1 protein-coding gene is annotated in these 330 nt (G+C 52.7%); it reads left to right on the forward strand.

Annotated elements, in window-relative coordinates:
* Positions 1-330: transposase (locus QP970_RS11625; protein WP_284869970.1), on the forward strand; the 330-nt coding region annotated here is incomplete at both ends.

The following is a 330-nucleotide window of genomic DNA, read 5'->3' on the forward strand; positions in this document are numbered from 1 at the left end:
GACGCGTGGTCAAAGCTTCCGTCCTCGTGGCTACCGGGGTTAATGCCGAAGGCTATCGTGAGCTATTGGGCATGCAGGTTGCTACATCTGAGTCTGTGGCGTCGTGGACTGGGTTCTTTAGGGATCTTAAAGCTCGCGGACTTAATGAGGTCTATCTTGTCACCAGTGACGCGCATCTAGGAATCCAGCATGCGATTAGTGACGTGTTGCCGAATGCGTCCTGGCAGCGGTGTCGAACGCACTTTTCTAAAAACCTGTCTTCGATGGTTGCCAAGACCCAGTGGCCAACCCTATCGGCGATGTTTCATACGATATTCCAGCAACCAGACT

It is taken from the genome of Corynebacterium sp. MSK073 (assembly GCF_030232085.1).
GTDB lineage: Bacteria > Actinomycetota > Actinomycetes > Mycobacteriales > Mycobacteriaceae > Corynebacterium.